19 protein-coding genes and 1 pseudogene are annotated in these 18,878 nt (G+C 67.9%); 10 read left to right on the forward strand and 10 right to left on the reverse strand.

Features of this window, described 5'->3' with window-relative positions:
- The 10 genes and pseudogenes from VMJ11_RS23350 to VMJ11_RS23395 form a co-directional block, all read left to right on the forward strand.
- A pseudogene (locus VMJ11_RS23350) lies at positions 1-258 on the forward strand (potassium-transporting ATPase subunit B); the annotation flags it as partial.
- Positions 259-300: 42 nt separating this feature from the next.
- A complete protein-coding gene (gene kdpC / locus VMJ11_RS23355; RefSeq protein ID WP_325622218.1) occupies positions 301-879 on the forward strand; it encodes a potassium-transporting ATPase subunit KdpC in 579 nt (192 codons plus the stop codon).
- Positions 880-1,076: 197 nt separating this feature from the next.
- On the forward strand, positions 1,077-4,118 hold the full coding sequence (locus VMJ11_RS23360) for a sensor histidine kinase KdpD (RefSeq protein ID WP_325622220.1): 3,042 nt from the start codon (positions 1,077-1,079) through the stop codon (positions 4,116-4,118).
- The gene (kdpE, locus tag VMJ11_RS23365) at positions 4,111-4,809 is read left to right on the forward strand and encodes a two-component system response regulator KdpE (RefSeq protein WP_325622222.1); all 699 of its coding nucleotides are present in this window, start codon (positions 4,111-4,113) and stop codon (positions 4,807-4,809) included. Before VMJ11_RS23360 ends, kdpE begins: the two co-directional genes overlap by 8 nt.
- 102 nt (positions 4,810-4,911) lie before the next feature.
- The gene (gene sugE, locus VMJ11_RS23370; RefSeq protein ID WP_325622224.1) at positions 4,912-5,232 is read left to right on the forward strand and encodes a quaternary ammonium compound efflux SMR transporter SugE; all 321 of its coding nucleotides are present in this window, start codon (positions 4,912-4,914) and stop codon (positions 5,230-5,232) included.
- Between the two features lie 206 nt (positions 5,233-5,438).
- Complete coding sequence (locus VMJ11_RS23375) at positions 5,439-6,053, forward strand: DUF4126 domain-containing protein (RefSeq protein ID WP_325622226.1); 615 nt, start codon at positions 5,439-5,441, stop codon at positions 6,051-6,053.
- A 161-nt stretch (positions 6,054-6,214) separates the two neighbouring features.
- Positions 6,215-8,755, forward strand: a complete 2,541-nt coding sequence (locus VMJ11_RS23380; RefSeq protein WP_325622254.1) for an ABC transporter permease — start codon at positions 6,215-6,217, stop codon at positions 8,753-8,755.
- 227 nt (positions 8,756-8,982) lie between these two features.
- The gene (locus VMJ11_RS23385; protein ID WP_325622228.1) at positions 8,983-9,393 is read left to right on the forward strand and encodes a group II truncated hemoglobin; all 411 of its coding nucleotides are present in this window, start codon (positions 8,983-8,985) and stop codon (positions 9,391-9,393) included.
- A 167-nt stretch (positions 9,394-9,560) separates the two neighbouring features.
- Positions 9,561-10,295, forward strand: a complete 735-nt coding sequence (locus tag VMJ11_RS23390) for an alanyl-tRNA editing protein (protein ID WP_325622230.1) — start codon at positions 9,561-9,563, stop codon at positions 10,293-10,295.
- Complete coding sequence (locus VMJ11_RS23395) at positions 10,295-10,906, forward strand: DUF924 family protein (RefSeq protein ID WP_325622232.1); 612 nt, start codon at positions 10,295-10,297, stop codon at positions 10,904-10,906. Before VMJ11_RS23390 ends, VMJ11_RS23395 begins: the two co-directional genes overlap by 1 nt.
- A 24-nt stretch (positions 10,907-10,930) precedes the next feature.
- On the opposite strand, the gene VMJ11_RS23400 is transcribed toward VMJ11_RS23395, so the two are convergent.
- The 10 genes from VMJ11_RS23400 to VMJ11_RS23445 form a co-directional block, all read right to left on the reverse strand.
- Complete coding sequence (locus VMJ11_RS23400) at positions 10,931-11,677, reverse strand: SDR family oxidoreductase (protein WP_325622234.1); 747 nt, start codon at positions 11,675-11,677, stop codon at positions 10,931-10,933.
- A gap of 58 nt (positions 11,678-11,735) precedes the next feature.
- Positions 11,736-12,320, reverse strand: coding sequence for a TIGR00730 family Rossman fold protein (locus VMJ11_RS23405; protein WP_325622236.1), 585 nt, complete (start codon positions 12,318-12,320; stop codon positions 11,736-11,738).
- Positions 12,321-12,340: 20 nt separating this feature from the next.
- Positions 12,341-13,117 carry a TetR/AcrR family transcriptional regulator gene (locus VMJ11_RS23410; RefSeq protein ID WP_325622238.1) on the reverse strand — a complete coding sequence of 259 codons (777 nt, stop codon included), beginning with the start codon at positions 13,115-13,117 and terminating at the stop codon, positions 12,341-12,343.
- A 218-nt stretch (positions 13,118-13,335) separates the two neighbouring features.
- Positions 13,336-14,040, reverse strand: coding sequence for a diacylglycerol kinase (locus VMJ11_RS23415; RefSeq protein ID WP_325622240.1), 705 nt, complete (start codon positions 14,038-14,040; stop codon positions 13,336-13,338).
- Positions 14,041-14,156: 116 nt separating this feature from the next.
- Positions 14,157-15,188: a glycosyltransferase family 1 protein gene (locus VMJ11_RS23420; protein ID WP_325622242.1), complete on the reverse strand. Its 1,032-nt coding sequence runs from the start codon at positions 15,186-15,188 to the stop codon at positions 14,157-14,159.
- Positions 15,189-15,353: 165 nt separating this feature from the next.
- Positions 15,354-16,307 carry a UDP-2,3-diacylglucosamine diphosphatase gene (locus tag VMJ11_RS23425; RefSeq protein ID WP_325622244.1) on the reverse strand — a complete coding sequence of 318 codons (954 nt, stop codon included), beginning with the start codon at positions 16,305-16,307 and terminating at the stop codon, positions 15,354-15,356.
- Positions 16,308-16,429: 122 nt separating this feature from the next.
- Positions 16,430-17,005 (reverse strand): RDD family protein, encoded by a 576-nt coding sequence (locus tag VMJ11_RS23430; protein ID WP_325622246.1) that lies wholly within the window; start codon positions 17,003-17,005, stop codon positions 16,430-16,432.
- A 43-nt stretch (positions 17,006-17,048) separates the two neighbouring features.
- Positions 17,049-17,867: a DUF3106 domain-containing protein gene (locus VMJ11_RS23435; protein ID WP_325622248.1), complete on the reverse strand. Its 819-nt coding sequence runs from the start codon at positions 17,865-17,867 to the stop codon at positions 17,049-17,051.
- A 27-nt stretch (positions 17,868-17,894) separates the two neighbouring features.
- Positions 17,895-18,326, reverse strand: coding sequence for a DUF3619 family protein (locus VMJ11_RS23440; protein ID WP_325622250.1), 432 nt, complete (start codon positions 18,324-18,326; stop codon positions 17,895-17,897).
- The coding region (locus VMJ11_RS23445; protein WP_325622252.1) for an RNA polymerase sigma factor at positions 18,323-18,878 on the reverse strand (556 nt) is incomplete at its 5' end. The genes VMJ11_RS23445 and VMJ11_RS23440, both read right to left, overlap by 4 nt.

Consider the following 18,878-nt stretch of genomic DNA (forward strand, 5'->3'; position numbering starts at 1 on the left):
ACCTATCCGGCGCTCGGCGGGCTCAACGTGATGCGCCTCGCCTCCTCGCAGTCGGCGATCCTGTCTGCGGTGATCTTCAACGCGCTGATCATCATCGCGCTGATCCCGCTCGCACTGACCGGCGTCAAATATCGCGCTGTCGGAGCCGCGAGTCTGCTGCGGCGCAATCTTCTAATCTACGGCCTCGGCGGCATCCTCGTGCCCTTTGTCGGCATCAAGCTGATCGACATGGTGCTCGCCGCGTTCGGCTGGGTTTGAGCCGCGCGCCGATACACCTCGCTAGATACACAGGAACCCAAAATGAAAGCGCAGTTTCGTCCTCTGATCGTGATCTTCGCCGTGCTGACGGTCATCACCGGCCTCGTGTATCCGGCCGTGATGACGGCGTTCGGCCAGGCCGTGTTCCACCGTCAGGCCAACGGCAGTCTCATCGAAGTGGACGGCAAGGTGGTGGGCAGCGCGCTCATCGGCCAGCAGTTCGATGCGCCCCAGTACTTCTGGGGGCGTCTGTCGGCCACCTCGCCGAATCCGTACAACGCGGCGAATTCGGGCGGCTCGAACCTCGGGCCGACCAACCCGGCGCTCGCCGATGAAATCAAAGGCCGCATCGCCGCGCTGAAGGCGGCGGGCACCGATGTCTCGCAGCCGATCCCGGCCGATCTCGTGACCTCGTCGGCCAGCGGTCTCGATCCCGAGATCTCGCCGGCCGCGGCGGCCTACCAGGTGGCGCGCGTCGCGCAGGCGCGCCACCTGAACGCAAGCGACGTACAGGCGCTCGTGGACCGCTACACGAAAGGCCGCCAGTTCGGCGTGCTCGGCGAACCGCGCGTGAACGTGCTCGAGCTGAACCTCGCGCTCGACGGCAAGGAGGCGAGCTGAGCGCCGCAAGTGCAAGTGCAAGCGCGCGCAAGCACAAACCGCACGCCGCCGCCCGCGGTGTGCGGTTTGCCATTTCCGCGCCGCGGTGAGACGATCTTTCGTGGCGTATTCCATGTCACGCATGCGCGCCGGTTGTTGGCCATGACGCATCGGCCACGACGTTCGGCGCTTTTTACGCAACCTGCTGCTCAAACCGCATGAACCGCCCCGATCCTGACGAGCTGCTCGACCGCCTCCAACGCGACGAAGAAAAGCGCCGCCGCGGCAAGCTCAAGATTTTCTTCGGCGCGTCCGCCGGCGTCGGCAAGACCTATGCAATGTTGCAGGCCGCGCGCCGCCGCGCCGAGGAAGGCGTGGACGTGGTGGTCGGCATCGTCGAGACGCATGGGCGCAGCGAGACCGCTGCGCTCACCGACGGCCTCGAGGTATTGCCGCGCCAGCGCATCGCTTATCGCGGGCGTCTGCTCGAGGAGTTCGATCTCGACGCGGCGCTCGCGCGCAAGCCCCAGCTCGTGCTCGTCGACGAACTCGCCCACTCGAACGTCCAGGGCGCGCGGCACATGAAGCGCTGGCAGGACGTCTACGAGCTGCTCGACGCGGGCATCGACGTGTACACGACTGTCAACGTCCAGCACCTCGAAAGCCTGAACGACGTGGTGGGGCAGATCACGGGCATCCGCGTGTGGGAGACCGTGCCCGACCGCGTGTTCGACCACGCCGACGAAGTGACGCTCGTCGACCTGCCCGCCGAGGAACTGCTCGACCGCATGCGCGACGGCAAGGTCTACATGCCGGCGCAGGCCGAGCGCGCGGTGCGCAACTTCTTTCGCAAGGGCAATCTGATCGCGCTGCGCGAGCTGGCGCTGCGCCGCACCGCCGACCGGGTCGACGCGCAGATGCGCGAGTACCGCGCCGACCGCTCGATCCAGCACGTGTGGCAGGCGCGCGAACGCCTGCTCGTCTGCGTGGGGCCGGGGCCTGAGGCGAACGCGCTGGTGCGCGCGGCGGCGCGCCTTGCCGCGAGCCTGAAGGCGGACTGGATCGCCGTGTATGTCGAGACGCCGAAGCTGCAGCGGCTGCCCGATGCGACCCGCGAACGCACGCTCGCCGCGCTCAAGCTCGCCTCCGAGCTCGGCGCCGAAACGGCGACGCTCGCTGGCGAGGACGCCGCGACCACGCTCGTCGGCTATGCGCGGCTGCGCAACGTCTCGAAGCTCGTGGCGGGCGCTTCGCTGCGCACGGGGTTCGCGCGCTGGCTGCGCCGCCCGTTCGGCGAGCGGCTTGCCGAAAAAGCCGGCGACGTCGATTTGACGCTCGTGCGGGCGAATGCAAGCGAGGCGTCGCGCGCGGGCGGCGAGCCAGGCGCTGCGAGTGCGGCGGCGCGTGCCGCCAACGCGTGGCGCGAGGCGCTCGCATTTGGCGGCGCCGAGCGCTCGCCGCCGCGCGCCTACACGGCCGCGCTCGTGATCTGCGCGTTTGTGACGCTCATCGCGAGCCAGCTGATCGACCACCTCGACCTCGCCAACCTGGTGATGCTGTATCTGCTTGGCGTAATCTTCGCCGCGACGAGGCTCGGGCGCGGGCCCGGCGTGATGCTGTCGTTCGCGAGCGTCGCGGCGTTCGACTTCTTCTTCGTGCCCCCGCGCATGTCGTTCTCCGTGAGCGACACGCAATATCTGCTGACCTTCGTCGGCATGCTGCTCACTTCGCTCGTCATCAGCCATCTCACGTCGAGCCTGCGCCGCGAGGCGAGCGTCGCGCAGCGGCGCGAGCAGCGCACCGGCGCGATGTACGCGATGGCGCGCGAACTGGCCGCAGCGCTCACCACCGAGCAGATCGTGGCGATCGGCAGCCGCCACGTGAGCGAGGTGTTCGGCGCGCGCGTGGCGCTGCTGCTGCCCGACAGCACAGACAAGGTGCAGCAGAAAATCGAGGAACCCGACCCGCAGATCATGCTCGACGCCGGGAGCCTCGACCTCGACGTGGGTCAGTGGGTCTATGACCAGCAAAAGCCCGCGGGCAACGGGACCGACACGCTGCCGGCCGCGCTCGCGCGCTACCTGCCGCTCAAAGCGCCGATGCGCACGCGCGGTGTGCTCGCCGTCGTGACGCGCGACGCGCGCGAGCTGCACGTGCCGGAGCAGCAGCGCATGCTGGACGCGTTTGCGGCGCAGATCGCGCTCGCGCTCGAACGTGTGCACTACGTGGACATCGCGCGCGACGCGCTCGTCAACATGGAGTCCGAGCGGCTGCGCAATTCGCTGCTCTCGGCCATCTCGCACGACCTGCGCACGCCGCTCACGGCGATCGTCGGTTTCTCTTCGATGCTCGCGCAAACGCACGAACCCGGCGACAGGATGGACGCGCGCGCGGACGAGCTGATCGAGGCGATCCACGACGAGGCGCTGCGCATGACCGGCATCGTTACGAACCTGCTCGACATGGCGCGGCTGCAGGCGGGCAGCCTCAAGCTCAACCGTCAGTGGACGCTGCTCGAGGAAACCGTGGGAGCCGCGCTTGCCGCGTGCCGGCGCGTGCTCGCGCGGCACCCGGTGCGGGTGTTGCTCGACGAGGGCTTGCCGCTGCTGCACCTCGACGCCGTGCTGATGGAGCGGCTCTTCTCGAACCTGCTGGAGAACGCGGCCAAGTACACGCCGGCAGATACGCCGCTCACGATCGCGGCGCGGCGCGTGGAGGAGGGCGGCCAGCCGTTCGTGCGCGTGTCGGTCGAGGACAACGGGCCAGGCTTGCCGCCGGGCATGGGCGAGCGCGTGTTCGAGAAGTTCACGCGCGGCGAGAAGGAATCGGCGAAGCCCGGCATCGGGCTTGGCCTTGCGATCTGCCGCGCGATCGTCGAGGCGCATGGCGGTACAATCGGCGCGGCCAATCGCGTTGCGGCCGACGGCCATGTCGTGGGCGCGACGTTCTGGTTCGCGCTGCCGGTGGAGTCGCCGCCACCGCTGCCCGCCGATGTCGCTGATATCGCCGAAGCAGCAGAAGCAGCAGAAGCAGCAGAAGTGCCCGAAGCGGCGCAAGGCGCGGACGATGCGGGCGCACACGTCGCCCACGAAGGCTTTGACGCGCTGCCGGCCGCGCCGTCGGCGACCGGCGCGCTCGCGCCCCCTGGGGGCGCGCAACCCGAACCGGCCGGGCGCGAAGCCGAACCCGTCGTGCGGGAGGCCGCGCAGCGGATGGCCGCCCCTCAGCAACCCGTCGATCCCAAACCCACCCATGAGTGACCCGAGCATCGCCGTTGTCCTGATCGAAGACGAAAAGCAGATTCGTCGATTCGTGCGCGCATCACTGGAGGGCGAAGGCATCGTCGTGCACGATGCCGAAACCGGCAAGCAAGGCCTCGTCGAGGCGGCCACGCGCAAGCCCGACCTCGTGATCGTCGACCTGGGCCTGCCCGATACCGACGGTCTCGATGTGATCCGCGAGCTGCGCGGCTGGAGCGACCTGCCGGTGATCGTCCTCTCGGCGCGCACCCAGGAAACCGAGAAGGTGGCCGCGCTCGACGCCGGCGCCGACGACTACCTCACCAAACCGTTCGGCGTGTCCGAGCTGCTTGCGCGCATTCGCGCGCAGTTGCGCCGTCGCAATCGCGGCGGGGCGAACGAGGCGCCGCAGGTGAGCTTCGGCAGCGTGCACGTCGATCTGGGGCTGCGCCAGGTCACACGCGACGGCGCGCCGGTGCATCTCACGCCCATCGAATACCGCCTGCTCGCGACGCTCGTGCGCGACGCCGGACGCGTGCTCACGCACCGGCAACTGCTACGCGAGGTCTGGGGCCCGTCGCACGTGGAAAGCAGTCACTATTTGCGCATCTACATGGCGCACCTGCGGCAGAAACTGGAGCGCGATCCCGCGCAACCCGAGCACATCATCACCGAGACGGGTGTCGGGTATCGGCTCGTCGGCGTGCAGTGAGCCTGCACCACGGGCGTGCTATCATTACAACTCTGTAAGGACGGCCTTGCAGTCTTTTATCCTCATCGGGGACGGCCCCATTTTTTGAATGGAGCGTTCCTCATGCCCTGGTTTCTTCTTCTCGTCGCAGGCCTGCTCGAAGTCGCATGGGCCGCTGGTCTCAAGTCTTCCGATGGATTCACGCGGCTCTGGCCCTCGGTGTTCACCGTGGTCACGGCGCTCGGTAGCTTCGCGTTGCTCGCCATGGCCATGCGGCAGTTGCCGCTCGGCACGGCCTATGCAGTGTGGACGGGTATAGGCGCGGTCGGTGCATTCGCGTTCGGTATCGTCATGATGGGCGAGGCGGTGAGCGTCGCGCGCGTGGCGAGCGCCGCGCTGATCGTGCTTGGGCTCATCGGTCTCAAGCTTTCTTCGGCTACCTGAATAAATTGCCTGCGGCTGGCACGAAGCGCCTCGTGGTGCTCCTTTACATCGTCACCGCGGCAGCGCAGCGAGCGTGGCTATAATGGAGCCGTCATAACCCGATAACACTCCGCGCCGCTTGAGCGGCGAGCGTGTGCGCACAGCGCCTGCTCACCGCGTGAAGCGTGGGGCACCGGCGCCCGGCCGCGCCGCGCGAGGAGGCAGCCATGCTGGAACCACTTTCGCTAGCAGCGGGCCTGTCGTGGGGTAGCGGCCTGCGCCTCTATCTCACGGTGCTGATGGCCGGCGTCATGCAGCGGCTCGGGCTCATTCATCTGCCCGACACGCTTTCCGTTCTGGCTTCGCCCTGGGTGATCGGCATCGCCGCTGCGCTCACGGTGCTCGAATTCCTCGCCGACAAGGTTCCCGCGTTCGACTCGCTGTGGGACGCACTGCATACCTTCATCCGCATTCCGGCCGGTGCCGTGCTGGCCGCGGCTGCGCTCGGCCATGCCGATCCGGCGCTTTTGACCGTCGCCGCACTCGCGGGCGGCACGCTCGCGGGCACCGCGCATCTCGCCAAGGCCGGCACGCGCGCGCTCATCAATCTCTCGCCTGAGCCGGTTTCGAACGTCGTCACGTCGAGCGCCGAGGACGGCATAACTTTCGTGGGCGTCCTGCTCGCGTTCTTTCTGCCGCTGCTCTTTCTCGTCATGCTCGTGGCGTTCCTCGTGCTTGCCGCGTGGGCGCTGCCGCGTCTGTGGCGCGGTGTGCAGGGCGGTTTTCGCGGCATGGCAATGCACATGGTTTCGCGCCTGTCGCTGCGTGGGCGGCACGATTGAGCGGCGCCACGCCTTCCTCGTCCAATCCGAAGCCTCCGCGTAGCGAGGGCGGTCCGGGACTCGCGCAGTCCGAGCCGCCGCGTGCGACTGGCGGCCCGCGACCGCCCGCTGCCCTGCGGGCCACCCCGAGCTGGTCCGATCTCGTGCAACTCGCCGCGCGCATGACCGCGCGCGACTGGCGCGCCGGCGAGCTCACGATGCTGCTGCTCGCGCTCGTGCTCGCCGTGGCGGCGCTCGCCAGCGTGGCCTTTCTCGCCGACCGCCTGCAGCGCGGCCTCGAACGCGACGGCCGGAGCATGATCGGCGCCGATTTCATCGTGCGCGCCGATCATCCCGTCGATCCGAGGTTTTCTCGCGAGGCGCAATCGCTTGCGTTGCGCACGGCGACCACGGCCATCTTTCCGAGCATGGTGAGCCCGGGCATGCCCGAAGCGGCAGCAGCCTCGCGGGCTTCGGCCGCCGCCGGCCCAACGCCCACGCGTCTTGCCGCCATCAAGGCCGTCTCGGCGGCCTATCCGCTGCGCGGGGCGCTGCGCATTGCCACTGCGCCGGGCGCACCCGACCACGCCGCGCAAGGCATTCCGCCGCCCGGCACCGTCTGGGTGGATGGCGAGCTGCTCGACGCACTCAAGCTGCACGTGGGTGACACGGTGAAGGTCGGGACGCGCACCTTCACCGTGAACGCGATCATCACGCGGGAGCTCGATCGTGGCTTTTCGTTCGTGAACTTCTCGCCGCGCCTCATGATGCGCGCCGACGAGCTGGCGTCGACGGGCCTGATCGGCTATGGCAGCCGCGTCACATACCGGCTTCTCGTGGCGGGCGCCGATCCGGCCGTCGCGCAGTTCGCGGCCTGGGCGCGTGCGCGCGTGGACGGGGGCAAGATGCGCGGGGTCGCGCTCGAGTCGCTCCAGGACGGCCAGCCGCAGGTGCGTCAGACGCTCGATCGCGCGCGCCACTTCCTTACGCTCGTCTCGCTCCTCACGGCGCTGCTCGCGGCGGTGGCGATCGCGATGGCCGCGCATCGCTACACGCGCCGGCACCTCGACGGCTGCGCCGCGATGCGTTGCCTCGGCGCGAGCCAGCGCACGCTGCGCTCGCTCTTCGTGCTCGAGTTCGCCGGGCTCGGGCTCGTGGGCGGCGCAATTGGCGTCGCGCTCGGCTATGCGGGGCATCTCGCGCTGCTCGCGTGGCTTGGCAATCTCATCGACGTGGTGCTTCCGTATCCGGGCCCGCTGCCCGTGGTCGAAGGCATCGGCGCCGGGCTCGTGCTGCTGCTCGGCTTCGCGCTGCCGCCGCTCTTGCCGCTCACACGCGTGCCGCCGGTGCGCGTGCTGCGCCGCGAATGGGGCGACGAAGGGCGAGCCGCGTGGGCCGCGTACGGCATCGGCATCGCGCTGTTCGCGGGGCTGCTCGTGATCGCGGCGGGCGAGCTCAAGCTCGGCGGCATCGTTGCCGGTGGCTTCGCGATCGGGCTACTCGTGTTCGCGGTCGTGGCGCGCGTGGCGCTCTGGTGCGCGGCGCGAGTGGCGCGCAGCGCCCGCTTCGGCGACCAGGCGCGCGCGGGCGTGGGCTGGCGCTATGCGCTCGCCTCGCTGGAGCGGCGGCCCGGCGCGAGCGCGCTGCAGATCACGGCGCTCGCCATCGGCCTCATGTGCCTGCTGCTGATCGCGATGACACGCGACGACCTGGTCGAAGGCTGGCGCAAGTCCACACCGCCCGATGCGCCCAACGAGTTCCTAATCGACATCCAGCCCGACCAGCGGGACGCCGTGGCGGCCTGGCTGCGCACGCACGGTATCGCGGATAGCGACCTCGAGCCGATGGTGCGCGGCCGCCTCATCTCGATCAACGGCAAACCCGTGAATCCCGATGCGTACAAGAGCGAGGACGCGCGGCGGCTCGTCGACCGCGAGTTCAATCTCTCGTACACGACGCAACTGCCCGGGGACAACCGCATCGAGGCGGGCACGTGGTATGGCGAGTCGAGCGCGCCGCAGCTCTCGATCGAGCAGGGCCTCGCGAAGCTCATCAACGTGAAACCCGGCGACGTGCTCAAGTTCGACGTGACCGGCCTCGAAGTGAGCGCGCCGGTGACAAGCGTGCGCAAGCTCGACTGGGGCTCGTTCAAGGTGAACTTCTTCGTACTGATGCCGCCCGCGCTGCTGCGCGATTTTCCGGCGACCTACATCACGAGCTTTCACCTGCCGCCCGCGCAACGCGAAGTCGTGGACGGCCTCGTGGCCCGTTATCCCAACATCACGGCGATCGATATCGCGCCGATCCTTGCCCAGATCGAGCGCATGCTCGAGCAGGTGATCGGCGCGGTGCAGTTCCTTTTCCTCTTCACGCTCGCGGCGGGCGTGCTCGTCCTCTACGCGGCGCTCGCGGGCACGCGCGACGAGCGCATGCGCGAGTCGGCGCTGCTGCGCGCGCTCGGGGCCTCGCATCGGCAGGTGCGGGCGGTGCAGGTTGCCGAGTTCGTCTCGGTGGGCGCGCTCGCGGGGCTCATGGCGGCGATCGGCGCGCAGATCGTGGGCTCGGTACTCGCGACTCGCGTGTTCGAGTTCTATCTCCCATTCGACCCCTGGCTCGTGCCGGCCGGTATCGCGGCGGGTGTGCTGTGCGCGGGGGTGGGCGGGTGGATCAGCCTGCGCCACGTGCTGGCGCGCCCGGCGTTGCAGTCGCTGCGCGACGCGTGAAGCGGGGCGTGCTTTGCATCGATGGCGTGCCGCTGCTTTTGACTCTCGCCTGGCTCTCATTTGGCTCGCTTTCGCCTGCATATCGCCGATTGGGGCTGCGTAGCCCAGCGACCTGGCGCGCGCCACTATGCGAGAATTATTAGCTTGCGGCAGTGCCTTGACGCACTTCACCGTCCCTCTTTTCGTATCGATTCAACCCGCATTTCTTCAACCCGCTATTCAACCGTATGACCGATCCAGCCGACGAAGCGCCGCAGCAGCCCACGGCCTTCGAACTCGTCGGCGGCGAGGCGCGCGTGCGCGAACTCGTCGACCGTTTCTATGACCTGATGGACCTCGAAGCCGAGTTTTCGGGCATCCGCGCGATGCATCCGTCAACGCTCGACGGCTCGCGTGACAAGCTGTTCTGGTTCCTGTGCGGCTGGCTCGGCGGCCCGGACCACTACATCGAGCGCTTTGGCCATCCGCGCCTGCGCGCGCGCCATCTGCCGTTCTCCATCGCTTCGTCCGAGCGTGACCAGTGGCTGCGCTGCATGGCCTGGGCGATGGAAGACATCGGCCTCGCCGAGCCGCTGCGCGAGCGCCTTCTGCATTCGTTTTTCGATACCGCCGACTGGATGCGCAATCGTCCGGGCTGATGCGCCGCACGCAGATTGTGCCGGCCCGCATGCCGGTACAGTCAGGCGCTCACGTGCTGCGGCCGTCCAGCGGGCCGTTTCGCGACGCGGCCATAATGGGCGTTTGACGAATCCGGCAGATGCGGCCCCGCGCTGCGAGCCGAACGCAAAACAAGGAGACTCCCACGATGACGACAACCCGAGCGCTCTTTCGCGAGGACGCCTATCTCACGCATTGCGAGGCGGCCGTGCTTGCCGTTGGCGAGGACGGCGTGCGGCTCGACCAGACAGTGTTCTATCCGCTCGGCGGCGGCCAGGCCGGCGACACCGGCGCTCTCGTGCTCGCCGACGGCACCCGCATCGAGATTGCCGACACGCGCAAGGCGAAGTTCGAAGGCGCGACGCCCGACGACGCGCTGCACGTTCCCGCGCCTGGCCAGGACGTGTTGCTCGCGCGCCTCGCGGCGGGTGAGCGCGTGCGGGCCGAGATCGACTGGGCGCGCCGTCACCGGCACATGCGCCTGCACACGGCGAGTCATCTGATGTGCGCGGTGTTGCCGTACCCCGTTGACGGCTGCAGCATCACGACCGACTACGCGCGGCTCGACTTCGCGACGGTCGAGCCGATCGAGCGCGAGACCGTGGAGGCGCGGCTTGCCGAACTCGTGGCGGGCGCGCATGCGGTCGCCACCGTCTGGATCACCGACGACGAGATGGCGCAGCGTCCCGAACTCGTGCGCACGATGAGCGTGAAGCCGCCGATGGGACTTGGCCGTGTGCGCCTCCTGCGCATCGAGAACGTCGACTTGCAACCGTGCGGCGGTACGCACGTGCGCAACACCCGGGAGATCGGCGCGCTACGCGTGGCGAAGCTGGAGAAGAAAAGCGCGCGCACGCGGCGTCTCGTACTGGAGCTGGCGTGATGGCGAGTGGCGGCCAAACGCAGGGCACGCTCGATCCGCGTGCACGTGAGGTGCTCGACTTCTGGTTCGGCGCGCCGGGTTCGGAGGAGTTCGGCCGGGAGCGCAAGATCTGGTTTCACAAGGACGCGACATTCGACGCACTGCTGCGCGAGCGCTTCGGCGCGTTGCTCGAAGCGGCAGCGGCGGGCGAGCTCGACAGCTGGTGCGCGACGCCCGAAGGTTCGCTTGCGCTCGTGATCGTGCTCGACCAGTTCTCGCGCAACTGCCATCGCGGTACGCCGCGCGCATTTTCCACGGACGAAAAAGCGCTCGAAATCGCGCGAGCAATGGTGGCAAGCGGCGCCGACCTGTGCCTCGCTGGTCTGCACCACCGCGCATTTGCGTATTTGCCGTTCGAGCACGCCGAATCTGCGCAGGCGCAGCGCGAGTCGCTGCGCCTCTTCGGGGAGCTTGCGAAAGATCCGGATGGTCAGGACTACTACGATTACGCCGTGCGCCACGCCAAGGTCATCGAGCGCTTTGGGCGCTTTCCGCACCGCAACGCGCAGCTTGGGCGCGCTTGCACCGAAGATGAAGCCGCGTTTCTGCGCGAACCGGGTTCGTCGTTCTAGCGTAGCGCAGGTCCGGGCGCTCCTTCAGCGCCCGCCGCTCACGTCGAGCAACGCCCCCGTCACGTACGAGGCGGCGTCGCTCAGCAGCCACACGATCGTTTGCGCGACTTCTTCGGCGCTGCCGGCGCGCCCGAGCGGGGTCTGCGCGCCGAGCACGGCCGCGCGATCCGGCCGGCCGCCGCTAGCATGGATCTCGGTGTCGATGAGGCCGGGGCGCACCGCGTTCACGCGTATGCCCTGCGGGCCGAGTTCCTTCGCGAGCCCGATCGTCATCGTGTCGATCGCGCCCTTCGAGGACGCGTAGTCGACATATTCGTTCGGAGAGCCCAGCCGCGACGCCGCGGAGGAGACATTGACGATCGCGCCGCCGTCGCCGCCGCGGTCCTTCGACATGCGCCGTGCCGCCTCGCGCGCGCACAGGAACGCGCCGTAGACGTTCACGTCGAACATGCGCTTCAGGCGCTCGGCGCCCATGTCGGCGACCTGGCTGCCTGGCGCGACGATGCCGGCGTTGTTCACGAGCGCATCGATACGGCCGTAGGCCGATTCGAGCGCGTCGAACATCGCGATGACGTCCGCCTCGCTCGCGACGTCGCCGCGCAGCACGCGCGCGTGGCCGCCCGCGCGGCCCACTTCGGCGGCGGTTTCGTCGGCGGCCGGTTCGTTGTGCAGATAGTTGACGCCCACGGTCCAGCCGTGCGCGCCGAGCAGGCGCGCCGTTGCGCGGCCAATGCCGCGGCTCGCGCCGGTAATCAGGACAACCTTGCTCATCGCGATGCACTCATCGTAGTGACTGCGGTTTGTCGAGGGAGAGCGGCGCGGGATCGGATCAGACGTTCTCGCGCAGGTCCGCCCACTTGTCTTTCTCGGGCGCGTGGTAGCGCTGGAGCTTTGCGATCAGCGCGGCCGGATCGCTGTCGGTTTGCAGCATCTCGCGGTAGGCCTCGCGCATGAAGCCCTCACGCACCGTATGGTCGAGCAGCGCCATGAGCGGATCGTAAAAGCCGCCGATGTTCAGTATGCCCACGGGCTTGCGGTGGTAGCCGAGCTGCGCCCACGTATAGACCTCGAACAGTTCTTCGAGCGTGCCCGCGCCACCCGGCAGCGCGACGAACGCGTCGGCGAAGTCGGCCATCATCTTCTTGCGCTGGTGCATGTCGGGCACCACGTGCAGCTCGGTGAGGCCCGCATGGCCCACTTCCTTGTCGACGAGCAACTCGGGGATCACGCCGATCGCGCGGCCGCCGCCGGCCATGACCGTATCGGCGATCACGCCCATCAGGCCCACCTTGCCGCCGCCGTAGACGAGCGCGAGATTCGATGCGACGAGCGCGCGGCCGAATGCCTGCGCCGCGTCGGTATAGATCGGATTGGCTCCGTACGAGGAGCCGCAATACACGCAGACTGCTTTCATTCGCGTTTGGCCTTGGGTTCTTAGTCCCGGTTGTCCTTCGCCGCGGCGCGCGCGCCGCCCGTGCCCGCGGCGCCCGTCGCGCCCGCGGTGCCGGTCGTGCCCGCGCCGTCGCGCGGCGGCAGGTAGTCGTAGAACTCGCGCTTTTCGAGCTTTCCCGAAACGAGGTCGTCGAACAGCTCGCGCGCACGGCCGCGCAGATACGGCGCCATCAGCGAGACGATCTGCACGCTCACCTGGTGCAGCTCATCGCGGATCGCTTCCTGGTCGTTGTACTTGCGCGGGTTCATCACGAACTGGTACGAGAGCCAGTAAGTGGCGATCACGCCGATGTTGGTCGAGATCACCTGGATCTCGGCGGGCGTGGCGACCATTTCGCCGTCTTCCACGAGCTGCTCGCAGAACTGCTTCGCGAAGTGCACCTTGTGGCTGATGATCTGCTTGAAGTGCATCTCCAGCGTGCGGTTGCGCGCGAGCAGGTCGTTCAGGTCGCGATAGAGGAAGCGGTAGCGCCACGTGAAGTCGACCATGTATTGCAGATACGCCCACATCTCGTCGATGGTGGCGCGATGGTCTTCGGGAAAGCGCAGACGCCTTTCGATCTCCTGCTCGAACTGGCTGAAGATGCTGTTGATGATGTCGTCTTTATTGCGGAAGTGGTAGTACAGGTTGCCTGGACTGATCTCCATTTCCTCGGCGATGGTCGTCGTCGTGACATTCGGCTCGCCGATCTCGTTGAACAGCTTCAACGACAGTTCAAGAATCCGTTCGCGTGTACGGCGGGGAGGTTTGGCTTCCATGTCGTCCGGCCCTGAAAATGCTGCGCCGGGCTCCGGCGCCCGCCAATATGTTGCGGTGCGCGCGGCCCGGACGCGGTTGGTCGTTATAAGACTGTCGTTCGATTATAAACCGACGGCTCGCGCGCACAGGCAGCTTGCGCCGGCAAGGCGTGGGGCGGCATGCGAAGCGCCCGATGCCCCGAGCCTGCGGTGCCCCGGATGGTGGCTCGCGCGCGGTGCTACAGCACGCCGAGCCCGCGTAGCAGCGGCGGCCCGAAGAGGGGTACGAGGATCAACCCCCAGGTCATCACACAGAGCAGCAATGCGACGGTCACGGCTGCGCTGCCGAGGTCTTTCGCGCGGCCCGAGAGCTCGTTGCGTTCGAGACCGATGCGGTCCACGGCATTCTCGATGCTTGAATTGAGTAATTCGACGATCAACACCAGCATCACCGAACCGAGAAGCAGCACGCGCTCGACCGGCGCGACCGGAAGGAACACGCCGATCGGCACGAGAATGGCCGCGAGCGTGAGTTCCTGGCGAAACGCGCTCTCCTCGCGGATCGCAACGCGAAAGCCCTTGATCGAGTACTTGAGGGCGTGCCATGCGCGCGTGATGCCGCGGTTGCCCTTGTACGGATTGAAGGGCAGCGGCGCGAGCGGATCGTCGGGGCCGAGCGGTTCGTGCAGGTGCGGCGGCTCGGGCGGTTCAGGTGCAGTGGCGGGTGCGGGCGGCAACGCTGCCGTAGCGGGACCAGGCTGCGCATGGGCCGGCGCCGCTTCGGGCACAGCGTCCGGCGCTGGCGGCCGTGGATCGAGCGCCTCGGCGGCTCGCGCCGCACGCGCGGCGCCGCCGGCGCCCGGGCGAGCCGGCGGGTTCGCCGTGTGGGCGCCCGGGGCGCCGGTATGGGCACTGTGCGGCGGTGATGGAGGACGTGGCGTCATGGTCGTGCGGTGCAAGCTACCAGTATCGCACGCGTGGGAGGCGCTTGCGCCGGGGGCGTCCGCGTCCCCGGCGTTCTTGTGTACCGTCGGGGCTCGGACCATCGCTGGCCTCGCGTTCAAGCCGCTGCGCTCGAAGGCTCCATCGTCGCTTGCGAGCGCGGCTTGAGGTGCGACGCGAACTGCTCGGAGGCCGCGTGCCACGAGAAGCGCTCGGCCCAGGCGCGTGCCTCCCCGCGATCGATCTTGAGCGCTTCGAGGCAGGCTTCGCGCAGGTCTTCGTTCATCGCGCCCGCGCCGCCCGTGCCGAGCACGTCGATCGGTCCCGTCACCGGGTAGGCGGCCACCGGCGTGCCGCACGCGAGCGCTTCGAGCAGCACGAGGCCGAACGTATCGGTGCGGCTCGGGAACACGAACACGTCGGCGGCGGCATAGACCTTCGCGAGTTCGGGCTGGTTTAGCACACCCAGGTAATTCGCCTGGGGATAGCGCGACTTCAGTTCGGCGAGCGCCGGGCCTTCGCCGCACACCCATTTCGAGCCGGGCAGATCGAGCTTCAGGAACGCCTCGACGTTTTTCTCCACGGCCACGCGGCCCACGTAGAGGAAGATCGGACGCGCCGTGTTGAGCACCTTCGACTCCATCGGCCGGAAGATGTCGAGGTCCACGCCGCGCGTCCACAGCACGACGTTGGTGAAGCCGAACTTCTCGAGATCGGTCTTCACGACGGGCGTGGGCGCCATCACCGCGAGCGAGGGCTTGTGGAACCAGCGCAGGAAGCGGTAGGTGGCCGATAGTGGCATGCCGAAGCGCGCCTGCACGTATTCGGGAAAGCGCGTGTGATAGGCGGTCGTGAACGGCAGAGCGTGGTCGATCGCGTAGCGGCGCGCGGCGAGTCCGAGCGGGCCTTCGGTCGCGATGTGAATCGCATCGGGGCCGAACGCGCGGACGCGCTCACGCAGGTGGCGCTTCGGAAACAGAGAGAGCTTGATTTCCGGATAGGTCGGGCACGGCATCGTGCGGAACTCGAGCGGCGTGAGCAGTTCGACCTGATGCCCGAGCGCGATGAGCTCGCGCGTCGTGTTCTTCAGCGTTCGAACCACGCCGTTGACCTGCGGCTCCCATGCATCGGTCACGATCATTACTTTCATTGGTCGTCGGCCCTTTGGTATTGCGGTTGTGGTTGCGTGCAGCTCATGTTTGCCGCTGCGCACGGGTGCTGCGGGTCGGCTTGCCGGGTACGGCGCGTTGGCGACCCCGCTGGCCTCGCGCCTGGGGCGGCGCCAGGCTGGTGCCAGGTTCACGCTCGTTCACGCTCAAGCGGCGCTCACGCGGGCCTTGCGCGCCGGGGCCTGCGCCTGGGGCGCGCGCATCACGGTCCAGTAGACGATGCGCAATTCCCCTTCGAGTGTCTCGACGAGCGCGGTGAGGCTCTCCACCCAGTCGCCGTCGTTGCAGTACAGGATGCCGTCGATGTCGCGGATCTCGGCCTTGTGGATGTGGCCGCAGACGACCCCGTCGCAGCCGCGGCGCCGCGCCTCGTCGGTCATCACGCGCTCGAACGACGAGATGAAGTTGACCGCGTTCTTCACCTGGTGCTTGAGGTACTGCGAGAGCGACCAGTACTGGAAGCCGAGCTTCGCGCGAACGCGGTTGAACCAGCGGTTGAGCAGCAGGATCAGCGTGTAGGCGGAGTCGCCGAGATAGGCGAGCCATTTGGCATGCTGGATCACGCCGTCGAAGAGGTCGCCGTGCACGACCCAAAGGCGCTTGCCAGTGAGCGTCGTGTGAAAGGCTTCCTCGCGCACGTGGATGTCGCCGAATGCGAGATTGCAAAACTGGCGCGCGGCCTCGTCGTGGTTGCCGGGAATGTAGACGACCTGGGTGCCCTTGCGCGCCTTGCGCAACACTTTCTGGACGACGTCGTTGTGCGCCTGCGGCCAGTACCAGCCTTTCCTCAGCTGCCAGCCATCGATGATGTCGCCGACGAGGTACAGATACTCCGACTCGTTATGGCGCAGAAAGTCCAGCAGATACGACGCCTGGCATCCGCCGGTTCCGAGGTGGATGTCGGAGAGCCAGATCGTGCGGTAGCGGGTCGGGTCGGGATGGTCGTCGTCGTGGGGGCCGGTGCCCGGGGCGTCGTCGAGTGGCAAGGGCGGAGCGGGAAAGGTGGCGCCGCCTGGGGCCGACGGATGGAACGTGGCGGAGTCGGTGCCTCGTCCGGTGGTCTGCCGGAACAGGGTGGTCGCTGACGTCTTTTGGGCCATGGCACACGCGGCGGGTTGTAATACGCGCATTGCGCCATGCCGCCGTGACGGCAACATGACAGTCACAAGACGGTCGTGTTACGCAGTCCTGCGTTGTGCGGTATGGAGGGCGTCTGTGCGCGCTATGCCGTCGCGCCCTGTTGCGTGATTGCGACGATGCGCGTGCCCGCGATGCGGTCGTGCAGGAACTGCCGGTCGTGGGCGAAGCGGGCGCTCGCCGCCCACATCGCGAACCAGGACGCTTCGAGCGCGAGCGTGTGGGGAATCGAGAGATTCAGAAGCGGATGCAGCGCGAGCGGTGGCAGGAACCATAGCCACGCGGCGAGGTAGCGCAGCGCCGCGCGCGCGAGGGTGGGCGGCGCGTCGTGCGGCCCGACCACGCGCAGGCGCCAGGTTTTCATCGGCAGCGTCTGGCCGCCCTTGTGCCAGAACCCGACGAAGTACGCGCCGACCACGAGGACGATCCAGGCGGTCATGAGGTTGTGATGCGTGAAGCCGTTGCGCTGTTGCAGGACGAGACTGAACGCGAGCCCCGCAGCGAAGACGATGCCGAAGAGCAGCACGCCCTCGTAGACGAGCGCGGCGAGGCGACGGCGAATCGAGACGGGAGGTGGGGTGACGGCGGCGGGCGGCAGGGCGGCGGCTTGGGCGCTTTCGGACACGATGGCGTCGGTTTGGGGGCGGGACGTCCCAAGCATAACCGCGAAAGCTCGCGCGGCGATACGGCCGGAAGGCCTGGGTTTACGAGCCCTTGAACGCCGCGGGCGCTTCGGCCGGCGAGACCGGGATCGGTGTGGCCGGCACGAAGCTGCCGGCTGCGGGAATGCCTGCCGCAAACGACGAAGCAGCCGGCGGCTCTCCCGGCGTTGCGGGTACCGGGCCCGAGCCCGTGCTGCTGGCGCCTGCCGCGCCGGAGGCCCCGGTGACGCCCGCAGGCGCATGGGGGGCGCCACGGTGGTCGCGTTCGTTGACGAGCCGCTCGATATCGCGAATCTCGCTCTTGTTGCCGCTGGGCGGCGCGCTGACGACGGTGGGACGGCGCTTGTGCTCGCTGGCGGCGAGGCGCTCCTTCTGTTCTTCGGAGAGCTGCTGATAAGCCTTCCAGGCGCGCTGCCGCGCCTGCGCCGGCAGCTCCTTGGAGACCTGGTAGTTCTCGCGCGCGACGCGGCGCTGCTCGGGCGTCATGCGCACCCATTCGGTCATGCGCTCATGCAGGCGCTTTTGCGCTTCGGGTGGCATTTTCGGGTAACGTGCCGCGATCTTCAGCCATTTGCGTTTGCGCTCGTCGCTGAAGCTGTCCCATTCGGAGGCGAACGGGGCGAGCGCGACGTGCTGCGCGTCGCTCAGACGCGCCCACGCGAGCGGATCGGTCTGCCCGGGCAGAGGCGTGAATGCGGTTGCGAGCGAATTTTCGACCGAGGGCGCTTTCGCCTGCACGGCCGCACCCGCCGCGTTTTCGTCAGCCGGCTCGGGGTGAAAGCGCGGGTAGGTCGCCACATACGACACGACTGCCGCGACCACGCATCCAATGACAACGGCCAGGCCGCGCTTGTAACTCACCCCGTCAGTCTCCCGCTCAGTTTTTCCTTAGTGCGCGCGCGACAGATACGCGTTGAACCCGTGATCGAGGTAGGCGGTGAGCGGCAGGTCGTCGCTCAGCATGGCCGCGTCGATATCGGCGAGTTCCGCAGTGCGTTGTTGATCTTCGAAGTACGCGATCGCGAAGAGGCCCGCCACGAGCGCCGCAAGCGGCCAGGCGAGCGCGAAGCGCGCCAGCGCCGAACGGCGGCGGCGAGCGGGCAGCTGCGCGCTCGCGCCGCCCATGTCGCCGACGCCAGCCGCCGCGAGCGCCGGCGCACGCACGAATACCGGCTCGGCCTTCTTGCGGGCGAGCGCAGCCTGGCGGGCGGCGGCGAGTCTGGCAGTGGTGGGGGCGGGCAGGCTGGCGGCGCTCTCGTCGAGCGCGCGACGCATCTCCCGCACGAACTCTAGTTCTTTGCTTTCGAGAGCGGAGCTCATAGCGTGATTCCTTTGGCCTTGAGCGCTTGCGCCAGCGTGTGGGTGGCCCGCGAGCAGTGCGTTTTCACGCTGCCTTCGGAGCAGCCCATCGCGGCGGCAGTCTCGGCGACATCCATATCCTCCCAGTAACGCATCAGAAACGCCTCCCGTTGACGTGCCGGTAATTTCTGGATTTCATCGTCGATCAGCTGGAGCACCTGAGCCCGCTCGATCTGCTGCTCGCTGCTCTCGGCGCCGGCCGATCCCTGTTGGGCCTCGAAGGTTTCGAGCGGATCGAACTCGTCGTCGTCGGCGTTGCCGAGCGACGAGAACAGGCTCACCCACGTATTGCGTACTTTCTGCCGACGAAAATAGTCGTGCATCGTATTTTGCAAAATACGCTGGAAGAGCAGGGGGAGTTCGGCGGCTGGACGGTCTCCGTATTTTTCGGCGAGCTTGATCATCGCGTCCTGCACGATGTCGAGCGAGGCGTCGTCGTCCCTTACGGCGTAGACCGTCTGCTTGAACGCGCGTCTTTCGACGCCCGCCAGAAAGTCGGCGAGTTCCTTGTCT

This window comes from Paraburkholderia sp., assembly GCF_035501035.1.
GTDB lineage: Bacteria > Pseudomonadota > Gammaproteobacteria > Burkholderiales > Burkholderiaceae > Paraburkholderia.

Excerpts from the sequence above, each read along its gene's own strand:
- VMJ11_RS23425 (WP_325622244.1), bottom strand. The coding sequence starts at position 16,307 with ATGGCCCAAAAGACGTCAGCGACCACCCTGTTCCGGCAGACCACCGGA.
- kdpC (WP_325622218.1), top strand. The coding sequence starts at position 301 with ATGAAAGCGCAGTTTCGTCCTCTGATCGTGATCTTCGCCGTGCTGACG.
- VMJ11_RS23405 (WP_325622236.1), bottom strand. The coding sequence starts at position 12,320 with ATGAAAGCAGTCTGCGTGTATTGCGGCTCCTCGTACGGAGCCAATCCG.
- VMJ11_RS23415 (WP_325622240.1), bottom strand. The coding sequence starts at position 14,040 with ATGACGCCACGTCCTCCATCACCGCCGCACAGTGCCCATACCGGCGCC.
- VMJ11_RS23360 (WP_325622220.1), top strand. The coding sequence starts at position 1,077 with ATGAACCGCCCCGATCCTGACGAGCTGCTCGACCGCCTCCAACGCGAC.
- VMJ11_RS23400 (WP_325622234.1), bottom strand. The coding sequence starts at position 11,677 with ATGAGCAAGGTTGTCCTGATTACCGGCGCGAGCCGCGGCATTGGCCGC.
- VMJ11_RS23390 (WP_325622230.1), top strand. The coding sequence starts at position 9,561 with ATGACGACAACCCGAGCGCTCTTTCGCGAGGACGCCTATCTCACGCAT.
- VMJ11_RS23380 (WP_325622254.1), top strand. The coding sequence starts at position 6,215 with ATGACCGCGCGCGACTGGCGCGCCGGCGAGCTCACGATGCTGCTGCTC.
- VMJ11_RS23420 (WP_325622242.1), bottom strand. The coding sequence starts at position 15,188 with ATGAAAGTAATGATCGTGACCGATGCATGGGAGCCGCAGGTCAACGGC.
- VMJ11_RS23375 (WP_325622226.1), top strand. The coding sequence starts at position 5,439 with ATGCTGGAACCACTTTCGCTAGCAGCGGGCCTGTCGTGGGGTAGCGGC.
- VMJ11_RS23385 (WP_325622228.1), top strand. The coding sequence starts at position 8,983 with ATGACCGATCCAGCCGACGAAGCGCCGCAGCAGCCCACGGCCTTCGAA.
- VMJ11_RS23410 (WP_325622238.1), bottom strand. The coding sequence starts at position 13,117 with ATGGAAGCCAAACCTCCCCGCCGTACACGCGAACGGATTCTTGAACTG.
- VMJ11_RS23440 (WP_325622250.1), bottom strand. The coding sequence starts at position 18,326 with ATGAGCTCCGCTCTCGAAAGCAAAGAACTAGAGTTCGTGCGGGAGATG.
- VMJ11_RS23395 (WP_325622232.1), top strand. The coding sequence starts at position 10,295 with ATGGCGAGTGGCGGCCAAACGCAGGGCACGCTCGATCCGCGTGCACGT.
- VMJ11_RS23430 (WP_325622246.1), bottom strand. The coding sequence starts at position 17,005 with ATGCTTGGGACGTCCCGCCCCCAAACCGACGCCATCGTGTCCGAAAGC.
- kdpE (WP_325622222.1), top strand. The coding sequence starts at position 4,111 with ATGAGTGACCCGAGCATCGCCGTTGTCCTGATCGAAGACGAAAAGCAG.
- sugE (WP_325622224.1), top strand. The coding sequence starts at position 4,912 with ATGCCCTGGTTTCTTCTTCTCGTCGCAGGCCTGCTCGAAGTCGCATGG.